Raw genomic sequence first — 1,637 nt, forward strand, 5'->3', positions numbered from 1 at the left:
GTCAAGGGCGGTCATGTAAGATCATGCAGCGGTGGTTAACTGATGAATAAGGGGGGTGATAGGGAGAAGAAAAAGACGTGGGAATACGATTGTTCTTATTAACTTGATTTCAATTAAACATTACGAGAAAAAGTAGAGGTGAAATGAGTGGTCCAAAAACAAACTGCACAGATTTATATTGCTAATAGTGCCATTGTGACTGTTACCGATATGGGTCATATTCTTGAAATGCAACATATGGAAAAACAGAATAATAAGGTTCATATACAAAAAATCGACAAAAACCGATATGTTCATCTTGCTACTGGAGAAATACATCAATTTAAACTGTCGGAAAACAGAGGTGATAATGAAAATTCTTTGAGACAGACGTTTAAACGAATGAGATTCCTAATTAACAAGAATTTCAAGGGTAATCCTAATGAATTGCACATCACAATGACTTATGCGGAAAATATGACCGATACAAAACGCCTTTACGTTGATTTTGACAAGTTTATGAAGCGTTTGCGGTATAAATATAAGGGACGTTCTACGATCGACTACATGAACGTTGTAGAGCCACAGCAAAGAGGTGCATGGCATATACACATGCTAATTAGGTTTAACGATTTGGATAATGTGTTCATTTCTAACGAAGAATTGAGAAATATGTGGGGACAAGGATTTGTTACTATCAAGTCGTTGAAAAATAATACTAATATTGGTGCTTATCTTTCTGCTTATTTAGCTGACATAGAAGTACCTGAAGGTTATGAGGTGAAGGGGCAAAAAGAAGTGATGGTGAAGCAGGTGGACGGTAAGGACAAGCGTTTTATTAAAGGTGGTCGCTTGTGGATGTATCCTCCTGGAATGAACCTTTTTAGAAAATCAAAAGGGATAGTGTATCCTGAACGAAAAAAAATGACCTACAAAAACCTAAAAAAAATAGTAGGGTCTGTGAAACCCCACTTTCAAAAACAATATAAGGTCGAAAAAGAAAGTTTCAAAAACACTATTACTCAAGTTCAGTATAACCTAAAAAGATAAGCATTAAAACAAAAATCCATTCCCGTATATACGAATATATTTTCGCCTGTTTTATAATTATGATGGTTGGTGTGTAGTGTAAGGGTCCGCTCTAGCGGGGGTCCCTTGGGCTACACACCAACCGTCTTTTTATATTCAGACAATTATTGACGGCATGACGGACTGATGATAGAATGATGTTACAACTGAATAGATGTAGGGGGGGATTCCACTCCCTTTTCCTACTCAACTAAAAATAATGGAGGGATTTATAAAATGATTGAGCAAAAACCGGAAATGGTGCGTGTAAATACAAGAATTAGCGGTAAAGCAAACACATGGCTTGATAATGAGTCTCTTGAATCGGGAGTTCCAAAAAGTACGCTTATTTTATTGGCTATTGAGAATTACATGCGTGAAAAAGAAGCAATGGCGATGATGGCAGACATGGGGCAACTGGTGGGTGCGATTGAACGACTTGAGAAGACTGTCCAGCGGAATGCTCTGGAATGACCGAGCGAAGCGTCCCTTGATAGGGAGAGGCCTCCTAAGGTAAGCTGTCCCGCAGGGTGGTGGGGGCGAACTTCCCCCAACAAGGCTTATGGGTTCTTAGGGGGCAGAGGCTCGCT

Annotated in this window: 2 protein-coding genes; both read left to right on the forward strand. The window is 39.2% G+C overall.

Annotated elements, in window-relative coordinates; all coding sequences use genetic code 11:
- The first annotated feature begins 147 nt into the window (after positions 1-147).
- Complete coding sequence (locus MKX62_RS24360; protein WP_340742774.1) at positions 148-1,029, forward strand: rolling circle replication-associated protein; 882 nt, start codon at positions 148-150, stop codon at positions 1,027-1,029.
- Positions 1,030-1,284: 255 nt separating this feature from the next.
- The gene (locus MKX62_RS24365) at positions 1,285-1,521 is read left to right on the forward strand and encodes a hypothetical protein (protein ID WP_340742775.1); all 237 of its coding nucleotides are present in this window, start codon (positions 1,285-1,287) and stop codon (positions 1,519-1,521) included.
- Positions 1,522-1,637 lie beyond the last annotated feature (116 nt).

Source organism: Sporosarcina sp. FSL K6-5500, from assembly GCF_038005665.1.
GTDB classification, from domain to species: domain Bacteria; phylum Bacillota; class Bacilli; order Bacillales_A; family Planococcaceae; genus Sporosarcina; species Sporosarcina psychrophila.